Source organism: Pseudomonas sp. ES3-33, assembly GCF_000952175.1.
Taxonomy (GTDB): Bacteria; Pseudomonadota; Gammaproteobacteria; order Pseudomonadales; family Pseudomonadaceae; genus Aquipseudomonas; species Aquipseudomonas gregormendelii.
This window is the reverse complement of the sequence record NZ_JZRI01000028.1, coordinates 34,312-48,980: the sequence shown is the minus strand read 5'-3', so window position 1 is coordinate 48,980 and position 14,669 is coordinate 34,312. Positions and strand designations below refer to the sequence as shown.

Sequence of the window (14,669 nt, the reverse complement as noted above, 5' to 3'; positions counted from 1 at the left end):
AGATGTGTATAAGAGACAGACCTAACATCGCCCCCAAGCCGCCAGCAATTACGCTTCGCGGCTTCCTCAACGAGGCGGTGAACATCATGACCTTCAAGAAAACAGCCCTGCTCATACTTTTCGGCACCTTCGGTGCACACGCCTATGCGGCGGACAACGCCGAGTCCAAAACCATCCCAATCGAGACCTACGACTACGCAACCAAACTGGACATCGAGCACGTCATCTCCATCAGCGAACCAGCCAACGAGTGTGCCCCGGTGCCGGTTCGGATGACTTATGAGGACTCTTACGGCGAGCGCCATGTTTTGCAGTATCAAGTGATGGGGACCGGCTGCTCAAGTTGAGTCCGGTGCTGGCGTTGGAGGGTCGACACTCCATGCCGCTACGCTCAGTTTCCTGGTCCGATGATGTGTTCATCCGATGCCAGTCGCTCTGGTATCGACTGCTTGAGAAATTCCACCCAGGTTTTGATTTTCGCATCGACGAACTTGCGCGACGGGTAGATCGCGAACAGGTTCAACTCTTCCATCCGATATTTCGGCAAGACCCGCACCAGCGTTCCCGCCCTCAAGCCGTCCACGGCCGATGCAATCGGTTGTATGCCAATTCCCATGCCTTTGTTGATCGCGATGGTCATGCCGTCAGCGGTGTTGATGTGCAAGGGCGACACCGGAATGTTGATGGTTTCCATGCCTTCGGGCCCTTCGAATGTCCAGTTTTCCTCCGGCATCACTGTGTTGACGATGCGCAGGCAATCGTGTTCGCCGAGTGTGGCGGGGGAGTCGGGGGTTCCGCGTTTTTTCAGGTAGGCCGGCGAGGCGCACAGCACGCTGTAGGTGGTACCCAGCCGTTGTGCAACGAAGCCGGAATCGGGCAGGTCGCGGGCCAGGACGATGGACATGTCGTAGCCTTCCTCGAGCAGGTCGGGGACGCGATTTATCAGGGTCAGGTCGAACATCACGGTGGGGTGGATCTCGCGGTATCTGGCGATGGCGTCGATCAAGTAATGGTTGCCGATAGCCGACATGGTGTGGATTTTCAGGCGGCCGACGGGAAGGGTTTGCGCGGTGCCAGCTTCGTCGTCGGCGTCGCGCACGTCGTCAATGATCTTTTCGCAACGTTTCAGGTAGCGCATGCCGGCCTCCGTGAGGGCCAGACGTCGAGTGGTTCGGTTGATCAGGCGCGTGTGCAGCCGGGTTTCGAGGGCGGTGATGGTTTTCGAGACGTTGGTCGTGGTGGTATCCAGCAATTGCGCAGCGGCGGTGAAGCTGCCGCTTTGGGCGACGCAGACGAAGAAGCGCATGCTCTGGAAGACGTCCATCGGGGTGCTCCCGCAAATTCACTGGAAAAATAGATAGATGGCCTCGCTCGGAGGCCGTCTATCTATCGTGTGTCACTTCTTGCGTGGAATAAACCCCGGCACCCCTGTCTCCACCACGGAGTTGAAACGAATCCGCGTGGTGATCTCGTCCTTGATCTCCCGCATGGCGCGCTGCGGCAGGGTGCTGATGTCGAAGTTCTCCTGAATGTGCCCTGGCGTCGCCGAAGTGGTGAGAAACGCGGTACCGCGCTGCACAGCCCAGGCAAGCAGCACTTGTGCCGGGGTCTTCTGCACGCGCTTGGCGATGCCGGTGATCACCGAGTCCTCCAGCACATTCGGCTGCATGCCATGGCCCAACGGGGCGAAGGCGAGGACGAGTATGCCGTGCTGTTTGCAGAACTCCAGCAGCTCCCATTCAGGCAAGTACGGGTGCGATTCGATCTGCACCACGGCCGGCTTGATCCGTGCGGCGGCGGCGATTTCCTTGAGAGCGTCGAGGGTGATGTCCGAGAGGCCGATGGATTTGCAGCGACCCTCATCCACCAGGTTCTCCAGGGCGCGCCAGGTATCGATCAACTTGACCTCGCCGTCGTAAATCACATGACCGTACACGTCGCGCGGGTCCTGGTCGTCACCCGCCTGGAAAGCGAACGGCGTGTGAATCAGGTAGCAATCGATGTAGTCGACCTGCAAACGCCGGCAGCTCGCTTCGAGTGCTGCTTTGACTCGCTCCGGACGGTGGTTGGTGTTCCACAGTTTAGTGGTGACGAACACGTCTTCGCGTCGGATCAGACCGGCGGCGAACACCTGCTGAAAGGCCACGCCGACCTGTTCTTCATTGCGATAGCGCTCGGCGCAGTCGAAGTGGCGAAAGCCCACTTCCAGGGCGCATTTGACCGCTTCGGTGGTGGTGCTCAGGTCGCGGAACAGCGTGCCGAATCCCACCGCCGGCATCGCGCCAGCGCCATTGTTCAGCGGTAAACGGGTGTCGCGTAGTACATCGTTAAAGGCTTCGTAGGTCATGACGTTTCTCCGTCGTTACAGCGGTTGTTGAGCGAGGGATTTCGCAGCGGCGTGGGCGGCGACTTGTTGCTTGAACACGCCAACCGAGTGGCCGCCGAGCGCGACGAACAGGTGCACGCTGTCGAGGTAGCGCGCGGTCCGGGCCTGGATCTGGCCGAGCAGCGCCTGCTGGTAGGCGCGCTCGGCTTCGAGCACCTGCAGCACGCTGTTTTCTCCCTGCACGTAAGCTTGTTGGTTGAGCCGCAAACTGCTATCGGCGGCGCGCAAGGCGTCGTCCTGGACCTGGCTCCGCTCCGCGCCGTGGTTGATCGCCTGCAAGGTGTCCGCGACCTGACCGAACGACTGAATCAGCGTCTGTTGATAGCGGGCGAGTGCCGCGTTGTAGCCTTCGACGGCCGCCTGACGTTCAGCTTTGAGCGTGCCACCATTGAAGATCGGCGCGGTCAGCCCCGCGGCGAATCCCCACAGTGCGGCGCCCCCGTTGCCGGATGCCGCTTGCGCCAGCGAGGCGGACAGCTCGACATGCGGGTACAGATTGGCGGTGGCGACACCCACGGCGGCGCTGGCGATGTGCAGTTCCGACTCGGCTTGCAGCACATCCGGCCGGCTGTGGGCCATCTCCGACGGCAGACTGACCGGGATGCTCTGCGGCAAGTTGAAGTCATCGAGGCTGAAGTCGGGGGCAATCCAGTCCGCCGGACCTGCGCCGGCCAGAATCGACAACGCATGACGTGCGGCATCGCGCTGCTGGGCGAGGGGCGGCAGCAGGGTGCGATCCTGGGCGAGGCGGGTTTCGGCAAGCGATACGTCGATCTGGTTGGTGCTGCCGCTCTGATGGGCGCGGCGGATCAGGTCGAGATTCTTCGTGTCGTTGGCCAGCAGGGTTTCCACGGCCTGGATCTGCGCGTTGGCCGAGGCGAGCAGCAATGCCTGACTGGCGACGTCTCCGGTCAGCGTCAGGTACGCGGCTTCGTAGCGATGGGTTTGCAGAGTGGTCAGTGCTTGCTGCTGTTCGACCCGCCGTTTGTTGCCACCAAACGCATCCAGATCAAACGCGACTCGTGGACCGATTGCGTAGAAATTTTCCACCACGGGTTCCGGCCCGTTGTGCGTGCGTTGGCGTCCGGCCTGGCCGGCGAAATCCACTTGCGGATACAGCGCGCCTTCAGCGGCTGCCACCGAGGACGCGGCTTGGCGAATGGTGGCGTCGGCAGCGACCAGTTCGAGGTTGCCAGCGATGGCGCGACGCACCACTTGATCGAGCTTCGGCGAGTGAAACGCCGACCACCAGTCACCGTTGAGGCGTTGGCCCATGTCGAAGTGCTGAGCCCCCGGCGCGCCCTGTGTCTGCTCGGCCTGCTGGTCGTAGTGTTGCGATTGACTGACATCGGGTCGCTGAAAGTCCGGCCCGACAGTACAGGCCGACAACATGACCAGCGCCGCCAACAGGGTGATTTTCGTCGGCAACGATTGCCGCGAGATGAAGCGCGTAAAAGATTTCATGTTCCAGACTCCACTAACATTAGTTGGCCGCAACGGGCTTGCGCAGGAACAGCACCAGTGGACTGACCACCAGCATCGCCACTAGCAGAATCTTGAATTGGCCCATGACCGCGATAAACGCCGCTTGATGGGTGATCAGATGGTTCAAGCCCTCGAGCGCTGGCGGGGACGTCGGCAGCGAATGGCGATAGGGCGTCAGCTGGCTGGCCAGCGCCGAGTGCATGGACTGGGTGTTGTTGAAGAAGTAGATCTGCACCACCGCCACGCCAAGCGTGCTGCCGTAGACGCGCATCAGGTTGAAGAAACCGGTGGCTTCCGGGCGCAGCTGCGGTTCGAGGGTGCTGAAGGCGACTTTGCTCAGGGCCGGCATCAACATGCCGAGTCCGGCGCCCTGGACGAATCCGCTGACGGCCACGGGCGTCCAGTCCATCAGTGGCGAGTAGCCGAGCATCAGCCAGTTGGCGTACACCACGAGCGCGATGCCGAGGACAACAAACAACCGGGGATCGATCCGCGTCGGCGCCCGGCCCATCAGCAGGAAAGCGCCGACCAGGCCAATGCCGCGCGGTATGGTCAGGAACCCTGTGGTGTCTGGCGGGTAACCGAGGATTTCATCGAGCATCGGTGAGGTCAGCGCCATGGTCGACAGCAACACGAAACCGAGGGCGAAGAAGATTGCTGTTGAGCACAGGAAGTTGCGGTCGGCGAACAACCCCTTGCTGAGGAAATGCACCTGGCGCGTCAGCACATGCACCACGAACAGGTACAGCCCGAGCGCGCTGGCCAGCGCTTCGATCCAGATCTCCGGCGAGTCGAACCAGTCCAGCCGTTCGCCACGGTCGAGGAGCATTTGCAGCCCGATCATGCCGAGGGTGAAGCTGGCAAAGCCGAAGAAATCGAATGCAGGACGCTGTGCGGCTTTCTTCTCGGAGAGCAACAGTGTTACGACCATGAAGATGTAAGCGGTCAGTGGCAGGCTCAGGTAAAACATCGGTCGCCAGTCGAAGTACTCGCAGATCACACCGCCGATGCTCGGACCGCTGACGATGCCGAACAATACCAGCGCCGTCCATTTCGGGCCGAAGCCCTGGTGGCGTGCGGCGGGCAGCGTCTCCATGGCAATAGCCATCGACAACGGCGCCAGCACGCCGGCGGCGAGGCCTTGCAGGATGCGCGCGGCGATGAACGTCAGCGGCGTGTCGGCCAGGGTAACGAGCCACAGGCCCGTGGCGAACGCGGCGAGCGCAGTCTGATAGACAAGCTTCAAACCAAAGCGCCCGGCCAGCCATTGAGCGACCGGCGTGGTGATGGCGCTAGCGGCAAGGTACGCGGTGAAGATCCACCCGGCCTGGTCGTCGGTCATCGACAGGCTGCCCTGAATCAGGCGCAGTGCCGCGTTGGGCAGCGGCAGGTTGGCCGACTGCAGGTAGGTCGCAAGCAGGGCGACGAAGCGCAGGGCGCGGGCGTCGGCTGCCGCCGAAGTGGTGGTATTCATCAGAAGTCACCTGCGCTCAGCAACGACTTGAGGGGATGCCACCATGGCGTACGGTGCCCGGTGTCGACCCGGACCGTGGCGCTGGTACCGGAAAACAGCGGCAGGCTCGGATCAAGCTCATCCAGCTCCAACCGTACCGGCACCCGTTGCACTACTTTCACCCAGTTACCAGTAGCGTTCTCCGGCGGCAGCAGAGCAAAGTCGGAACCTGCGCCCGGGCTCATGCTGGTAACGTGGGCCTTGAACTGGCGATCCGGATAGGTATCGATCGAAATGGTCGCGGCCTGCCCGGGGCGCATGTGCGTGACTTGCGTCTCGCGGAAGTTGGCTTCGACCCAGATCTCGCGGTTGGAAATCAATGCGAACGCGGGCGCGCCGCTGTTGAGGTAGTTGCCGACTTGCAGATCGTCGACCTTGGCAACGATTCCGTCGTCCGGTGCGGTCACGGTGGCGTAGGACAGGTACAGTCGCGCCTCATCGAGCTGCGCCTTGGCCTCGCGAACGGTCGGGTGGCTGTCGATAGCGATGTTCGCGTTGCCGTTCAGCGCGACCACCGTGCTGGCGATTTGTTGTTCAATCGAGGCGATGCGTTGGTGCGAGACTTTAAGGTCGGTTTCTGCCCGTTCGTATACCGCTCGTGAGACGAAGTCGGCGGCTACCAGGGCTTTTTTGCGGACGAACTCTTTCTGGTCGTAATCCTCCGACGCCCTGGCCGATTGCAGTTCGGCCTGTTGCTGGCGATAGCTGGCCTTGAGGCTGTCAATGCGCAGCCGGGCGTTACCCAGTTGGGCTTCGGCGCGGTCGACGGCGATCTGCAACGGCGCCGGATCGATGAGAAACAGCACCTGGCCCTTGTGCACCGATTGGTTATCTTCCACCGCGATCTCGACCACTTGCCCGGAAATCCGCGCATTGATCGAGGCTTTTGCGACCCGGGCGTAGGCGTTATCGGTGGAAACGAAGGGCTCGTTGGCCAGGTAATAGTTGCAGCCCAGCGCTGCAAACAGCGCCGGGAGGCCGGCCATGAGCAGCGGCCGAAGCTTCTCCTTGAACTGCTTTTTTGGCGAGGTGCCACCCAGGTCAGGACCTGGATGTTGTTGGGCGTTTGTTGCCGAGAGATCGAATTGCTTAGTCATGATCGAATCCACCTGTAACCGGGAAATCGGGCCGACCTGTGCGCAATCGCCAGCGGCCCCGACATCATCATTGCCGTGAGTAATCAAGCCCGTGCGCGGCGGGGGGAGGGTGGCTCCGTTGCCGCTGTTTTCGTCGTCGCCAGACCCGGTTCGAGCTCCGCTACAACAAACTGCGAATCAAGGAATTTGTGTTTCCTCAATTTTGTGCGATGGTGTAAGAATATGGGTGACTAACCCTTCCTGCAAGGAATTTGTACGACATGGCACAAAATAAACCGACGGTAGGAAAAGGCCGCGGCCGTCCCCGCGCCTACGATCCGCAGACCGCGCTGAACCAGGCGCTAGGTGTGTTCTGGAACACCGGCTATTCGGCGGCTTCGCTGGATAGCATCGCCAGCGCCGCCGGAATGAACCGGCCGAGCCTCTATGCCGCGTTCGGCGATAAACACGCGCTGTATATAAAGGCGCTCGACCAATATTGGGAAACTGCCCATGCCACGATGCAGGCCGCGCTGAACAACAGCGACCTGACGCTTGCGCAAGCGCTGATAGACTTCTATGAGGGGCAACTGGCGATTTACTTCTCGGGTGACGGCCAGCCTCGTGGCTGTTTTGCGATTGGCACGGCGACCACTGAAGCGGTCGAGGATCTGCAAATCCGCGAAGTGCTGTCACTGCGACTCAGTCAACTGGATGCTGATCTGGAAGCGCGGTTGCGCAAGGCCGTCGCCTCCGGCGAGTTGCCAGGCGATGTCGACGCCGAATCCCTGGCGGTACTGGCGTCGTCGTTGCTGCACAGCATTTCGATCCGCGCCCGCGCCGGCAAATCCCGCGAGGAACTGAGCGCGCAGGCTCGTAATGCCGTTCGCGTCATCTGCGGCTGAGAGGTGTCAGGTGGGAGAGGGGCTTGAGGACATTCTGGCCGAAAAACTGTCAGTGGTTTTTTGCGGCATCAATCCCGGACTGTTGGCCGCCGCCCAGGGGCATCACTTCGCAGGGCGGGGCAATCGCTTTTGGCGCACATTGCATCTGGCCGGGTTCACCCCGCATGTAGTGTGCGCGGTAGACGACCACTCGCTTCTGCAATACGGCTGCGGATTGACCGCCGTCGTCGAGCGGCCGACGGCGCGGGCGGATCAGTTGTCGGCTGATGAATTCAGCGCTGTAGCTGTCGGGTTCAAGCAGAAGATCGCCCGCTGTGCGCCTCGCTACGTGGCGTTTCTTGGCAAAGCTGCATACGCCGGATTGTCCGGGCGAAAACAGCTGCAATGGGGGCTTCAGGCGGAGACGTTTGCTGGCGCGGCAGTGTGGATTCTGCCGAACCCCAGTGGACGTAATCTGGCTTTCAATCTGGAGCAACTGGCGGCGGCGTATCGAGAGCTCTACCGGGCATCTGTGGTTGGAGCGCGGGTGGCCGATTGAGCGCAAAGACATAAACGTGAAACATATCCGCCATTCCATCAGCGCTGCCCATGCGGCGCAATCCCAATGAGTAGGCTATGGTTCAAGCGCGTGCGTGTCCCAATGTTCGTGAACGGCAAAAACAAAAAAGGATAGGTTATGCACTCATCCGTTATTTTTCGTCCGGCTGCGCCTGGTCGGGCGCTGCTTCTCTCGCTGGGTCTGCTCTCTGCGGGTATCACCTCGGGCGCATGGGCTGACGACTATCCCCACTCCCAGGAGCCGATTGGCACCGTCGAGCAGATCTATGACGGCGCCATGCTCCCCGATCTTGCGGTCAGTACCTACCGCAACATCGACCGGCTGTTCCCTACCCACAGGATCAAGGCCGGCGACCACCCGTATGCGCTGGCGAAATCGGAAAAACAGTTGCCCGACGTGCGCTTTACTGTAGGGGACAAAAAGTACGACCTGTATGACTTCGTCGCACTGGACAGCATTACGGCGATGCTGGTGCTCAAGGACGGCAAGGTCGTGTTCGAGACCTATCAGCGTGGCAACACCGAGAAAACGCGCTGGATGTCGATGTCGATGGCCAAATCCATTACCTCTACGCTGGCGGCTGCAGCGATCAAAGACGGCCTTATCAAGGGCCTCGATGCGCAAGTGGTGGATTACGTTCCAGAACTAAAGGGCAGCGCCTACGATGGCGTAACCGTGCGCAACGTGCTGATGATGTCGTCGGGGGTGAAGTGGAACGAGACCTACACCGACCCAGCGTCTGACCGTCGTGCGCTACTCAAAGCGCAAATATCGCAAAAACCGGGTTCGGCCATGGCGTTGATGGCAAGTTTGCCGCGAGCGGCTGAGCCCGGCACGACCAACAATTACAGCACTGGCGAAACGCAGGTACTCGGAGAGATCGTTCGTGGCGCTGTGAAGATGCCGCTGGCCGATTATCTGTCGAAGAAGATCTGGCAGCCGTTCGGTATGGAGAGTGATGCCCGGTGGTGGCTCGATTCACCTGACGGCGTGGAAATCGGTGGCAGCGGTATCAGCGCCACGCTGCGCGATTATGGACGCTTCGGGCTGTTTTTCATGAGCGGCGGCAAGATCGATGGAGCGTCGATTCTACCCGAGGGTTGGGTCAAGGAGGCGACGCTGCCGACCACCCTCAAAGGCGGCAAATCCCTGGACTACGGCTACATGTGGTGGACGGCATGGACCGAGCCGTCGGTGAAAGACGGCGCCTATTCCGCGGTCGGTATCCAAGGCCAGAACATCTACATCAACCCCGCCAATAACGTGGTAATTGTCACCTTCGGTGCCCAGCCCAAGCCGGTTGATAAAGAGCCGATCGACCCAATGGTGTTTTTTGATGCCGTGGTAGCTGCGTTGAAGTAATTCAGAATGTCGGATGACGTTGATGTCATCCGACGAAAGACTGTAATCGACCTTACGCCAATCTGATTCGGTTCCCGACGCTGATCGACCCGTGGTGAGCGATCGGCGATCAAGGAACTAAACGGTTCTAACTGCCAACGTTTTTTGCCGACGATACAGAATCGTCGTCGCCGTGAACCCGCACACCGCCGCGAACATCAGCCAGTAGGCAGGTGATGCCTTGTCGCCGGTGGCCTGGACGAGCAGTGTCGAAATTGCCGGAGTAAAACCGCCAAACACTGCGGTGGCCAAACTGAAGGCCAGTGAGAATCCGACTACCCGCACGTTCTGTGGCATGACTTCGGTCAGTGCCGCGACCATGGCGCCGTTGTAAATGCCAAAGAAGAATGAGAAGTACAGCAGGACAGCGAGCAGTCGTTCGAAACTCGCCGCCTCTGCCAGCCAGTGCATGGCGGGATAGGCGGTGAAGATGCACAGCAACGATATCGCCAGCAACAGTGGTCGGCGGCCAATGCGGTCGGAAAGGGCGCCGCCGATAGGCAGCCAGATAAAGTTGCTGATGCCGACCAGCAGTGTGACCACCAGGCTGTCAGTGGTGCTCAGGTTCAGTACTGTCCTGCCAAACGTCGGGGTGTAGACCGTAATCAGGTAGAACGTGGTGGTCGGGTGTGTTGGGAGTTGCCACCGCGCCAGATTTTCGGAGAGGCTTCCAGCAGCATCACACTGGCGCCCGCTTCTCGCGCCATCAGAGCGGCGCACAAGGCAGCGTTGCCACCCCCTATGATTAGACATCGATCATTATCGCTCCTCGATTTGCAAGGAAGCGGGAACGAAGTGCTCCTTGCGAGTGGGGAGAACGATAGGGTGGGGAAGCAGTGGCCGAAAGGCTGCTTTTGACGTGGGTTCGCCATATTGCTCAGTTGCCCACGATCATTACCAACGTTGCTCACCTCATGGGCAATGATCAGATGGTGTTTGTCGTCGACAGCGTTTGTACGTTGTAACCAACCGTTTCGGTGCCTCGGCCGCTCTTGGCCATTGAGCGTGCATCTGGGCCTGTGAGGAAGAGCTCTCAAAACCAAGTACGCCCAGGTCGAGTTCATCGACGAAAACATCGACCACGCGCACTGGATTTTCTTCGGATACGTAATCGTCCAGACACTCCGGCAGCAAGGTGACTAGCGTCCGAGTCTCACCTTCAATAAATCGTTTCATGATCGCCCCCGCTATGATCTAGACGATCAGAAGATTAGACAACTGCGGGAGTTTTCACACAGCCTGGGTCGGAAGCGGTCATTCATGGACGTCTGCTTTTGGCTAGAGCAATACACATAGACACGTCCCTTATAGTTCTTCTTACTCGACGCAGAGAAGTTAGCGCGCAGGTCGAAGAAGAAAAATTTTACAGTGGGTGCCCTTTGATCCATTTCTGAAGATGATCTATAAAGACTTCTACTACTGGAGATACATTTTCCCTTGACGGATAGACAGCGTAGATACCGACAGGAGGCTCAACTATCCAATCTGGAAGAGCCTCTACAAGAGTTCCTCTCTCTAAATCTTCGCGCACATGCCAATCCATAAGTAGTGCAACGCCATGGCCGGCGATTGCCATTTGACGCACGACTTCTCCAAGACTAGAAGAAAAACGATTCTTTAGTTTAACGAGATGATGTGTATCTCCCTTCGTAACCGTCCAGCTCGAGTCCTTCCCAACAATAACTCCATCCAATGAAATGAGGTCATTTGGTTTTTCCGGAAAGCCATGATTTCCCCAGTATTCGGGAGAGGCGCATATCAAACGCCGAGAAGAGGAAATTTTGCGCGCAATCAAATTTGAGTCAGCAAGAAATCCATGTCGTATCGCAAGGTTAATTCCACTTTTTGCCAGATCCATCACTTGATCCGTCGGGATAATGTCCATTATGACCTTGGGGTAGGCCCGAAGAAATTCACTCACAACCGGCGATAAATAGCTTTGTACAAATGTTGCCGACGCAGTAATTCTTAGATGCCCCTCCAGCTCAGTGCGATTAAGAAATAACTTTTCTGCATCATTCACCGATATCAATATCTTCTGGGCATAACGATACAAGATTTCACCGTCCGTCGTCGGACTTAGCTTGCGAGTGGTCCTGTTAAACAAGCGCCGACCCAGACGATTTTCCAGTGTAAGGAGACGTTTGCTGGCGCCCGCTGGAGTCAATCGTAAATGTTCAGAGGCGCCGCGTAAGGATCCAGACTCATAAACGGCAATGAATAAGCGTAGTTCATCAACGGAATCAATCATAAGATTCGCAACCAACAGGACCGAAACAATCAAGAACTATAGCATATTCACAACCGGCAAACGGTGCTAGTTTGGCCTTTCTCCTTGCACTGGAAACATTCAATGAAAGCTATTGCGATCTACGCTCATGGCGGCACAGAGGTCTTCACAGAAATAGATGTTGAGACTCCGGGGGTTCGACCAGGGCACGTGCTTATCGATGTTCGTGCCACAAGTGTGAATCCGGTCGATACCAAGATTCGCAAGGGCAGCGAAGGCACTGCCGGGCTGAAATTCCCAGCCATCCTTCATATCGACGTGGCCGGAGTCGTCAGTTCGGTCGGGGTTGGCGTAACTCGCTTTAAAGTCGGCGACGAGGTGTACGGCTGTTTCGGAGGTATTGTGGGTATCCCCGGCGCACTCGCAGAGCAGATGGAGGCTGATGCCCAAATGCTCGCTCTCAAACCGAAAGTTCTTTCTTTTGGTGAGGCCGCAAGTCTGCCATTGGTTGCGATTACGGCGTGGGAGGCACTTGTAGACAAAGCCGCGATCCAGCCCGACGATAACGTACTGGTTCATGGTGGAACTGGTGGTGTAGCGCACATCGGCATACAGTTGGCAAAGGTTTTAGGTGCTCGTGTTTCGACAACTGTTTCCAACCAGGAGAAAGCGGAAATTGCCCGCAGGCTGGGAGCAGACGAAATTATTTTCTACAAGGATGAGTCTCCTGATGATTATCGTCAACGCATTACCAATGGTGATGGGTTTGATGTTGTATTTGACACATTAGGCGGGCAAGTTCTTCAACATTCCTTGCGCGTTGCAAAGCTGAAAGGCCATGTGATTTCGACTATTGGTTACGACACCTACGATCTTACGGATATGCACTTCAAAGCATTGAGATTAGACGTTGTATTTATGGCTGTATCAATTATTCACAATGTCGGGCGTGCCCATCACGGTAACATTCTAGAGCGCTTAGCATCACTAGTGGATCGCGGCCAGATCAAGACATTGATAGATAGCAGATTTGACTTTACCGTAGATGGCGTGCGAGCTGCTCACGCTCGCATGGAATCAGGCAATGCAATAGGAAAAGTCATCATCGAGCGAACTGATTAATTATTTTAAGAGCGGACGTCAGGATATTATGAAAAGTAGCGATATTGTTTCAGCTCCCCCTGCTTATGTTATTGCCAAGTTGGCTGTTAGCGAAAAAGAAGCCCCCGGTTTACTAAGTGCATTACATGAACTTGTTTGTGCGACAAAATTGGAAGCCGGCTGCATGGAATATAGTTTGTATCGTGAAACATTTGAAGAGAGATCTTTCGTGATTCACGAGGTGTGGAGAAGTCAAGACGATTTGGATGCACATATGTACACGCCTCACTTTTTGAATTTTATTAGTCGTGTGGAGGCGCTATCAACTGTAACTTCAGATGTAAATAAAATAAATTTTACAATCTGAAATTATTCGCTAGAAACACCTGTTGTTGGTCCGACAATTGGCGGTCCTCTGCTCTATCGGCTGCCGCTTGGCTTAATCAGCGTTGACGACCTGCAGTAATCCTGTTGCCAGTTAGCACTATAAACTGACTCGGTTTCAATAACCGCTTTGGATCTAAAGCAGGGCTCTAGGAACATGAAAATCGGTCACAACGGGCCGAAATCGGCCCGTAGCAAGCGCTGGGCGCTACCTGCAAACCAGGAATTTGGCCTATGGAGCCGGCTTGATCCAATGACGGGGTACGCACATCTTCGTGATGCAAGTATTGGCGCCTCACCGGGGAACCGGCCGGAACTCACCATAATTTCCATGTGTAATCGACATTCACCCGCAGCTCATTGTCATCCCGATGGCTGGCCTGGGGGCTGAAGTCGTTGCGGTACCAGGCGTTGCGCACCCGCAGGGCCAGGCCTTTGAGAGGCGTGCCCTGAAGCACATAGTTCAGTTCGATGTCCTTTTCGCTTTCTTTCAGGTTGCTGCCGCCCAACTTGGGCAACTCGATATTATCGCCGCTGACGTAGCGCAGCACGCCATTGAGTCCGGGCAGACCCAGGGCGACAAAGTTGTAGTCATAGCGCAGCTGCCAGCTGCGCTCCTTGGGATTCAGAAAGTCGGAGCTCAGGGAACCCTCGGTGATCACCAACGGCTCGGTGCCGAACAGGTACGGCATGCCTGTCTTGCCGCTCAGTTGCATGTAGCCGGCGCCGAATTTGTGGGCTCCCAGGCTGTACGTCAGCATCAGGGCGGCGTTGCGGTTGTCCACTGTGCCTGCTTTGGCCGCGCCGTCTTCACCCGTGATAAACAGGCGCAAGTCGCTTTTCAGGCTGCCGGGGCCCATCGGCCGATTGTCGACAACGCCATAGAAGTCCTTGCGGTACAGGTCCGCGAGTTCTGCGTGGTAGTACTTCAGCGTCAGTTGCGGTGACCAGGCGTAGTCGCCTCCGAGGAAGGAAAAGCGGTCGGACTCAGCCGCACCGTTGAAGCGCCCGTTGGGCGAGGCCACCGACATTTTCTGGTAGTCGGTGGAGTCGCGTAGGTTGATGCGGTCGAGCCAGCCGCCGTGCAGGGTCAGCTTGTCGATTTCCTGGGACTTGAGGTACGCGCCGCGAAACGTCTGTGGCAGCAGGCGAGTAGGGCTGGCGAAAGCGATCGGCAGGAACGTGCTGATGGTGCCCAATTGCAGCTCGCTTTTCGACGCCCTGACTTTGGCCGTCAGGCCCAGCTCCGAATATTCATCGGCCGGCTCACGGGTGGTGGCGCTATACGGTAGCAGGCCGGTACCGGCGCGAGCGCGTGAGGAATCCAGGCGCACACCCAGCAAACCTTGAGCATCAAGGCCGAACCCCACCGGCCCTTCGGTAAAACCGGAACGCACATTGAGAATGAAGCCCTGCGCCCATTCGCGGGCGGCGGCCTGAGGCGTGGCATTCACGTAGTTGCGGTCAAAGTAATAGTTGCGCATCACCAGATCGGCGTGGCTGTCGTCGACAAAACCGCTGGCGCAAGCCTGACCAAGGGATAAAACGCAGGCGCAGGCGCTGAGCGCCCCAAGAGAATTCCTGAGCATGGCAGTGTTCACTTTTATTGTTGTTGGAGTAAGCCCGCGC

At 57.9% G+C, this 14,669-nt stretch carries 13 protein-coding genes and 4 pseudogenes; 6 read left to right on the top strand and 11 right to left on the bottom strand.

The window, feature by feature from the left end; genetic code table 11:
• On the top strand, positions 1–347 hold a 347-nt coding region (locus UB23_RS03195; RefSeq protein ID WP_330218102.1), incomplete at its 5' end, for a DUF2790 domain-containing protein.
• A gap of 44 nt (positions 348–391) precedes the next feature.
• Here UB23_RS03195 and UB23_RS03190 read toward each other — a convergent pair.
• The 5 genes from UB23_RS03190 to UB23_RS03170 all read right to left on the bottom strand — a co-directional run bounded on the left by UB23_RS03190 (position 392) and on the right by UB23_RS03170 (position 6,481).
• On the bottom strand, positions 392–1,324 hold the full coding sequence (locus UB23_RS03190; RefSeq protein WP_045057886.1) for a LysR family transcriptional regulator: 933 nt from the start codon (positions 1,322–1,324) through the stop codon (positions 392–394).
• Between the two features lie 72 nt (positions 1,325–1,396).
• Complete coding sequence (locus UB23_RS03185) at positions 1,397–2,347, bottom strand: aldo/keto reductase (RefSeq protein WP_045057885.1); 951 nt, start codon at positions 2,345–2,347, stop codon at positions 1,397–1,399.
• 15 nt (positions 2,348–2,362) lie between these two features.
• Positions 2,363–3,850 carry an efflux transporter outer membrane subunit gene (locus UB23_RS03180; RefSeq protein ID WP_045057884.1) on the bottom strand — a complete coding sequence of 496 codons (1,488 nt, stop codon included), beginning with the start codon at positions 3,848–3,850 and terminating at the stop codon, positions 2,363–2,365.
• A gap of 19 nt (positions 3,851–3,869) precedes the next feature.
• A complete protein-coding gene (locus tag UB23_RS03175; protein ID WP_045057883.1) occupies positions 3,870–5,345 on the bottom strand; it encodes a DHA2 family efflux MFS transporter permease subunit in 1,476 nt (491 codons plus the stop codon).
• Positions 5,345–6,481, bottom strand: a complete 1,137-nt coding sequence (locus UB23_RS03170) for an HlyD family secretion protein (protein WP_045057892.1) — start codon at positions 6,479–6,481, stop codon at positions 5,345–5,347. Before UB23_RS03170 ends, UB23_RS03175 begins: the two co-directional genes overlap by 1 nt.
• A gap of 260 nt (positions 6,482–6,741) precedes the next feature.
• Here UB23_RS03170 and UB23_RS03165 point away from each other — a divergent pair, with 260 nt between their 5' ends.
• The 3 genes from UB23_RS03165 to UB23_RS03155 all read left to right on the top strand — a co-directional run bounded on the left by UB23_RS03165 (position 6,742) and on the right by UB23_RS03155 (position 9,286).
• Entirely contained in the window at positions 6,742–7,365 is a 624-nt protein-coding gene (locus tag UB23_RS03165) for a TetR/AcrR family transcriptional regulator (RefSeq protein WP_045057882.1), read from the top strand.
• Entirely contained in the window at positions 7,340–7,903 is a 564-nt protein-coding gene (gene mug, locus UB23_RS03160) for a G/U mismatch-specific DNA glycosylase (RefSeq protein ID WP_236695827.1), read from the top strand. Before UB23_RS03165 ends, mug begins: the two co-directional genes overlap by 26 nt.
• Before the next feature lie 138 nt (positions 7,904–8,041).
• Positions 8,042–9,286, top strand: a complete 1,245-nt coding sequence (locus UB23_RS03155; protein WP_045057881.1) for a serine hydrolase domain-containing protein — start codon at positions 8,042–8,044, stop codon at positions 9,284–9,286.
• A gap of 117 nt (positions 9,287–9,403) precedes the next feature.
• On the opposite strand, the pseudogene UB23_RS03150 reads toward UB23_RS03155, so the two are convergent.
• The 5 genes and pseudogenes from UB23_RS03150 to UB23_RS28215 form a co-directional block, all read right to left on the bottom strand.
• Positions 9,404–9,955: pseudogene (locus UB23_RS03150) on the bottom strand (MFS transporter); the annotation flags it as partial.
• Positions 9,949–10,032, bottom strand: a pseudogene (locus tag UB23_RS30550) (hypothetical protein); the annotation flags it as partial. The pseudogenes UB23_RS30550 and UB23_RS03150, both read right to left, overlap by 7 nt.
• A 162-nt stretch (positions 10,033–10,194) precedes the next feature.
• Positions 10,195–10,358, bottom strand: a pseudogene (locus UB23_RS30635) (IS5/IS1182 family transposase); the annotation flags it as partial.
• Positions 10,358–10,501, bottom strand: a pseudogene (locus UB23_RS29075) (IS5/IS1182 family transposase); the annotation flags it as partial. The pseudogenes UB23_RS29075 and UB23_RS30635, both read right to left, overlap by 1 nt.
• A gap of 187 nt (positions 10,502–10,688) precedes the next feature.
• A complete protein-coding gene (locus tag UB23_RS28215) occupies positions 10,689–11,576 on the bottom strand; it encodes a LysR family transcriptional regulator (protein WP_082069117.1) in 888 nt (295 codons plus the stop codon).
• 102 nt (positions 11,577–11,678) lie between these two features.
• Between UB23_RS28215 and UB23_RS03145 the strand changes: the two genes are divergently transcribed.
• Positions 11,679–12,677, top strand: coding sequence for a zinc-dependent alcohol dehydrogenase family protein (locus UB23_RS03145; RefSeq protein WP_045057880.1), 999 nt, complete (start codon positions 11,679–11,681; stop codon positions 12,675–12,677).
• A 28-nt stretch (positions 12,678–12,705) separates the two neighbouring features.
• On the top strand, positions 12,706–13,023 hold the full coding sequence (locus UB23_RS28210) for a putative quinol monooxygenase (protein WP_082069116.1): 318 nt from the start codon (positions 12,706–12,708) through the stop codon (positions 13,021–13,023).
• 334 nt (positions 13,024–13,357) lie between these two features.
• On the opposite strand, the gene UB23_RS03140 is transcribed toward UB23_RS28210, so the two are convergent.
• Positions 13,358–14,629, bottom strand: coding sequence for an OprD family porin (locus UB23_RS03140; protein WP_045057879.1), 1,272 nt, complete (start codon positions 14,627–14,629; stop codon positions 13,358–13,360).
• Positions 14,630–14,669 lie beyond the last annotated feature (40 nt).

Excerpts from the sequence above, each read along its gene's own strand:
- UB23_RS03190 (WP_045057886.1), bottom strand. The coding sequence starts at position 1,324 with ATGGACGTCTTCCAGAGCATGCGCTTCTTCGTCTGCGTCGCCCAAAGC.
- UB23_RS03185 (WP_045057885.1), bottom strand. The coding sequence starts at position 2,347 with ATGACCTACGAAGCCTTTAACGATGTACTACGCGACACCCGTTTACCG.
- UB23_RS03180 (WP_045057884.1), bottom strand. The coding sequence starts at position 3,850 with ATGAAATCTTTTACGCGCTTCATCTCGCGGCAATCGTTGCCGACGAAA.
- UB23_RS03175 (WP_045057883.1), bottom strand. The coding sequence starts at position 5,345 with ATGAATACCACCACTTCGGCGGCAGCCGACGCCCGCGCCCTGCGCTTC.
- UB23_RS03170 (WP_045057892.1), bottom strand. The coding sequence starts at position 6,481 with ATGACTAAGCAATTCGATCTCTCGGCAACAAACGCCCAACAACATCCA.
- UB23_RS03165 (WP_045057882.1), top strand. The coding sequence starts at position 6,742 with ATGGCACAAAATAAACCGACGGTAGGAAAAGGCCGCGGCCGTCCCCGC.
- mug (WP_236695827.1), top strand. The coding sequence starts at position 7,340 with ATGCCGTTCGCGTCATCTGCGGCTGAGAGGTGTCAGGTGGGAGAGGGG.
- UB23_RS03155 (WP_045057881.1), top strand. The coding sequence starts at position 8,042 with ATGCACTCATCCGTTATTTTTCGTCCGGCTGCGCCTGGTCGGGCGCTG.
- UB23_RS28215 (WP_082069117.1), bottom strand. The coding sequence starts at position 11,576 with ATGATTGATTCCGTTGATGAACTACGCTTATTCATTGCCGTTTATGAG.
- UB23_RS03145 (WP_045057880.1), top strand. The coding sequence starts at position 11,679 with ATGAAAGCTATTGCGATCTACGCTCATGGCGGCACAGAGGTCTTCACA.
- UB23_RS28210 (WP_082069116.1), top strand. The coding sequence starts at position 12,706 with ATGAAAAGTAGCGATATTGTTTCAGCTCCCCCTGCTTATGTTATTGCC.
- UB23_RS03140 (WP_045057879.1), bottom strand. The coding sequence starts at position 14,629 with ATGCTCAGGAATTCTCTTGGGGCGCTCAGCGCCTGCGCCTGCGTTTTA.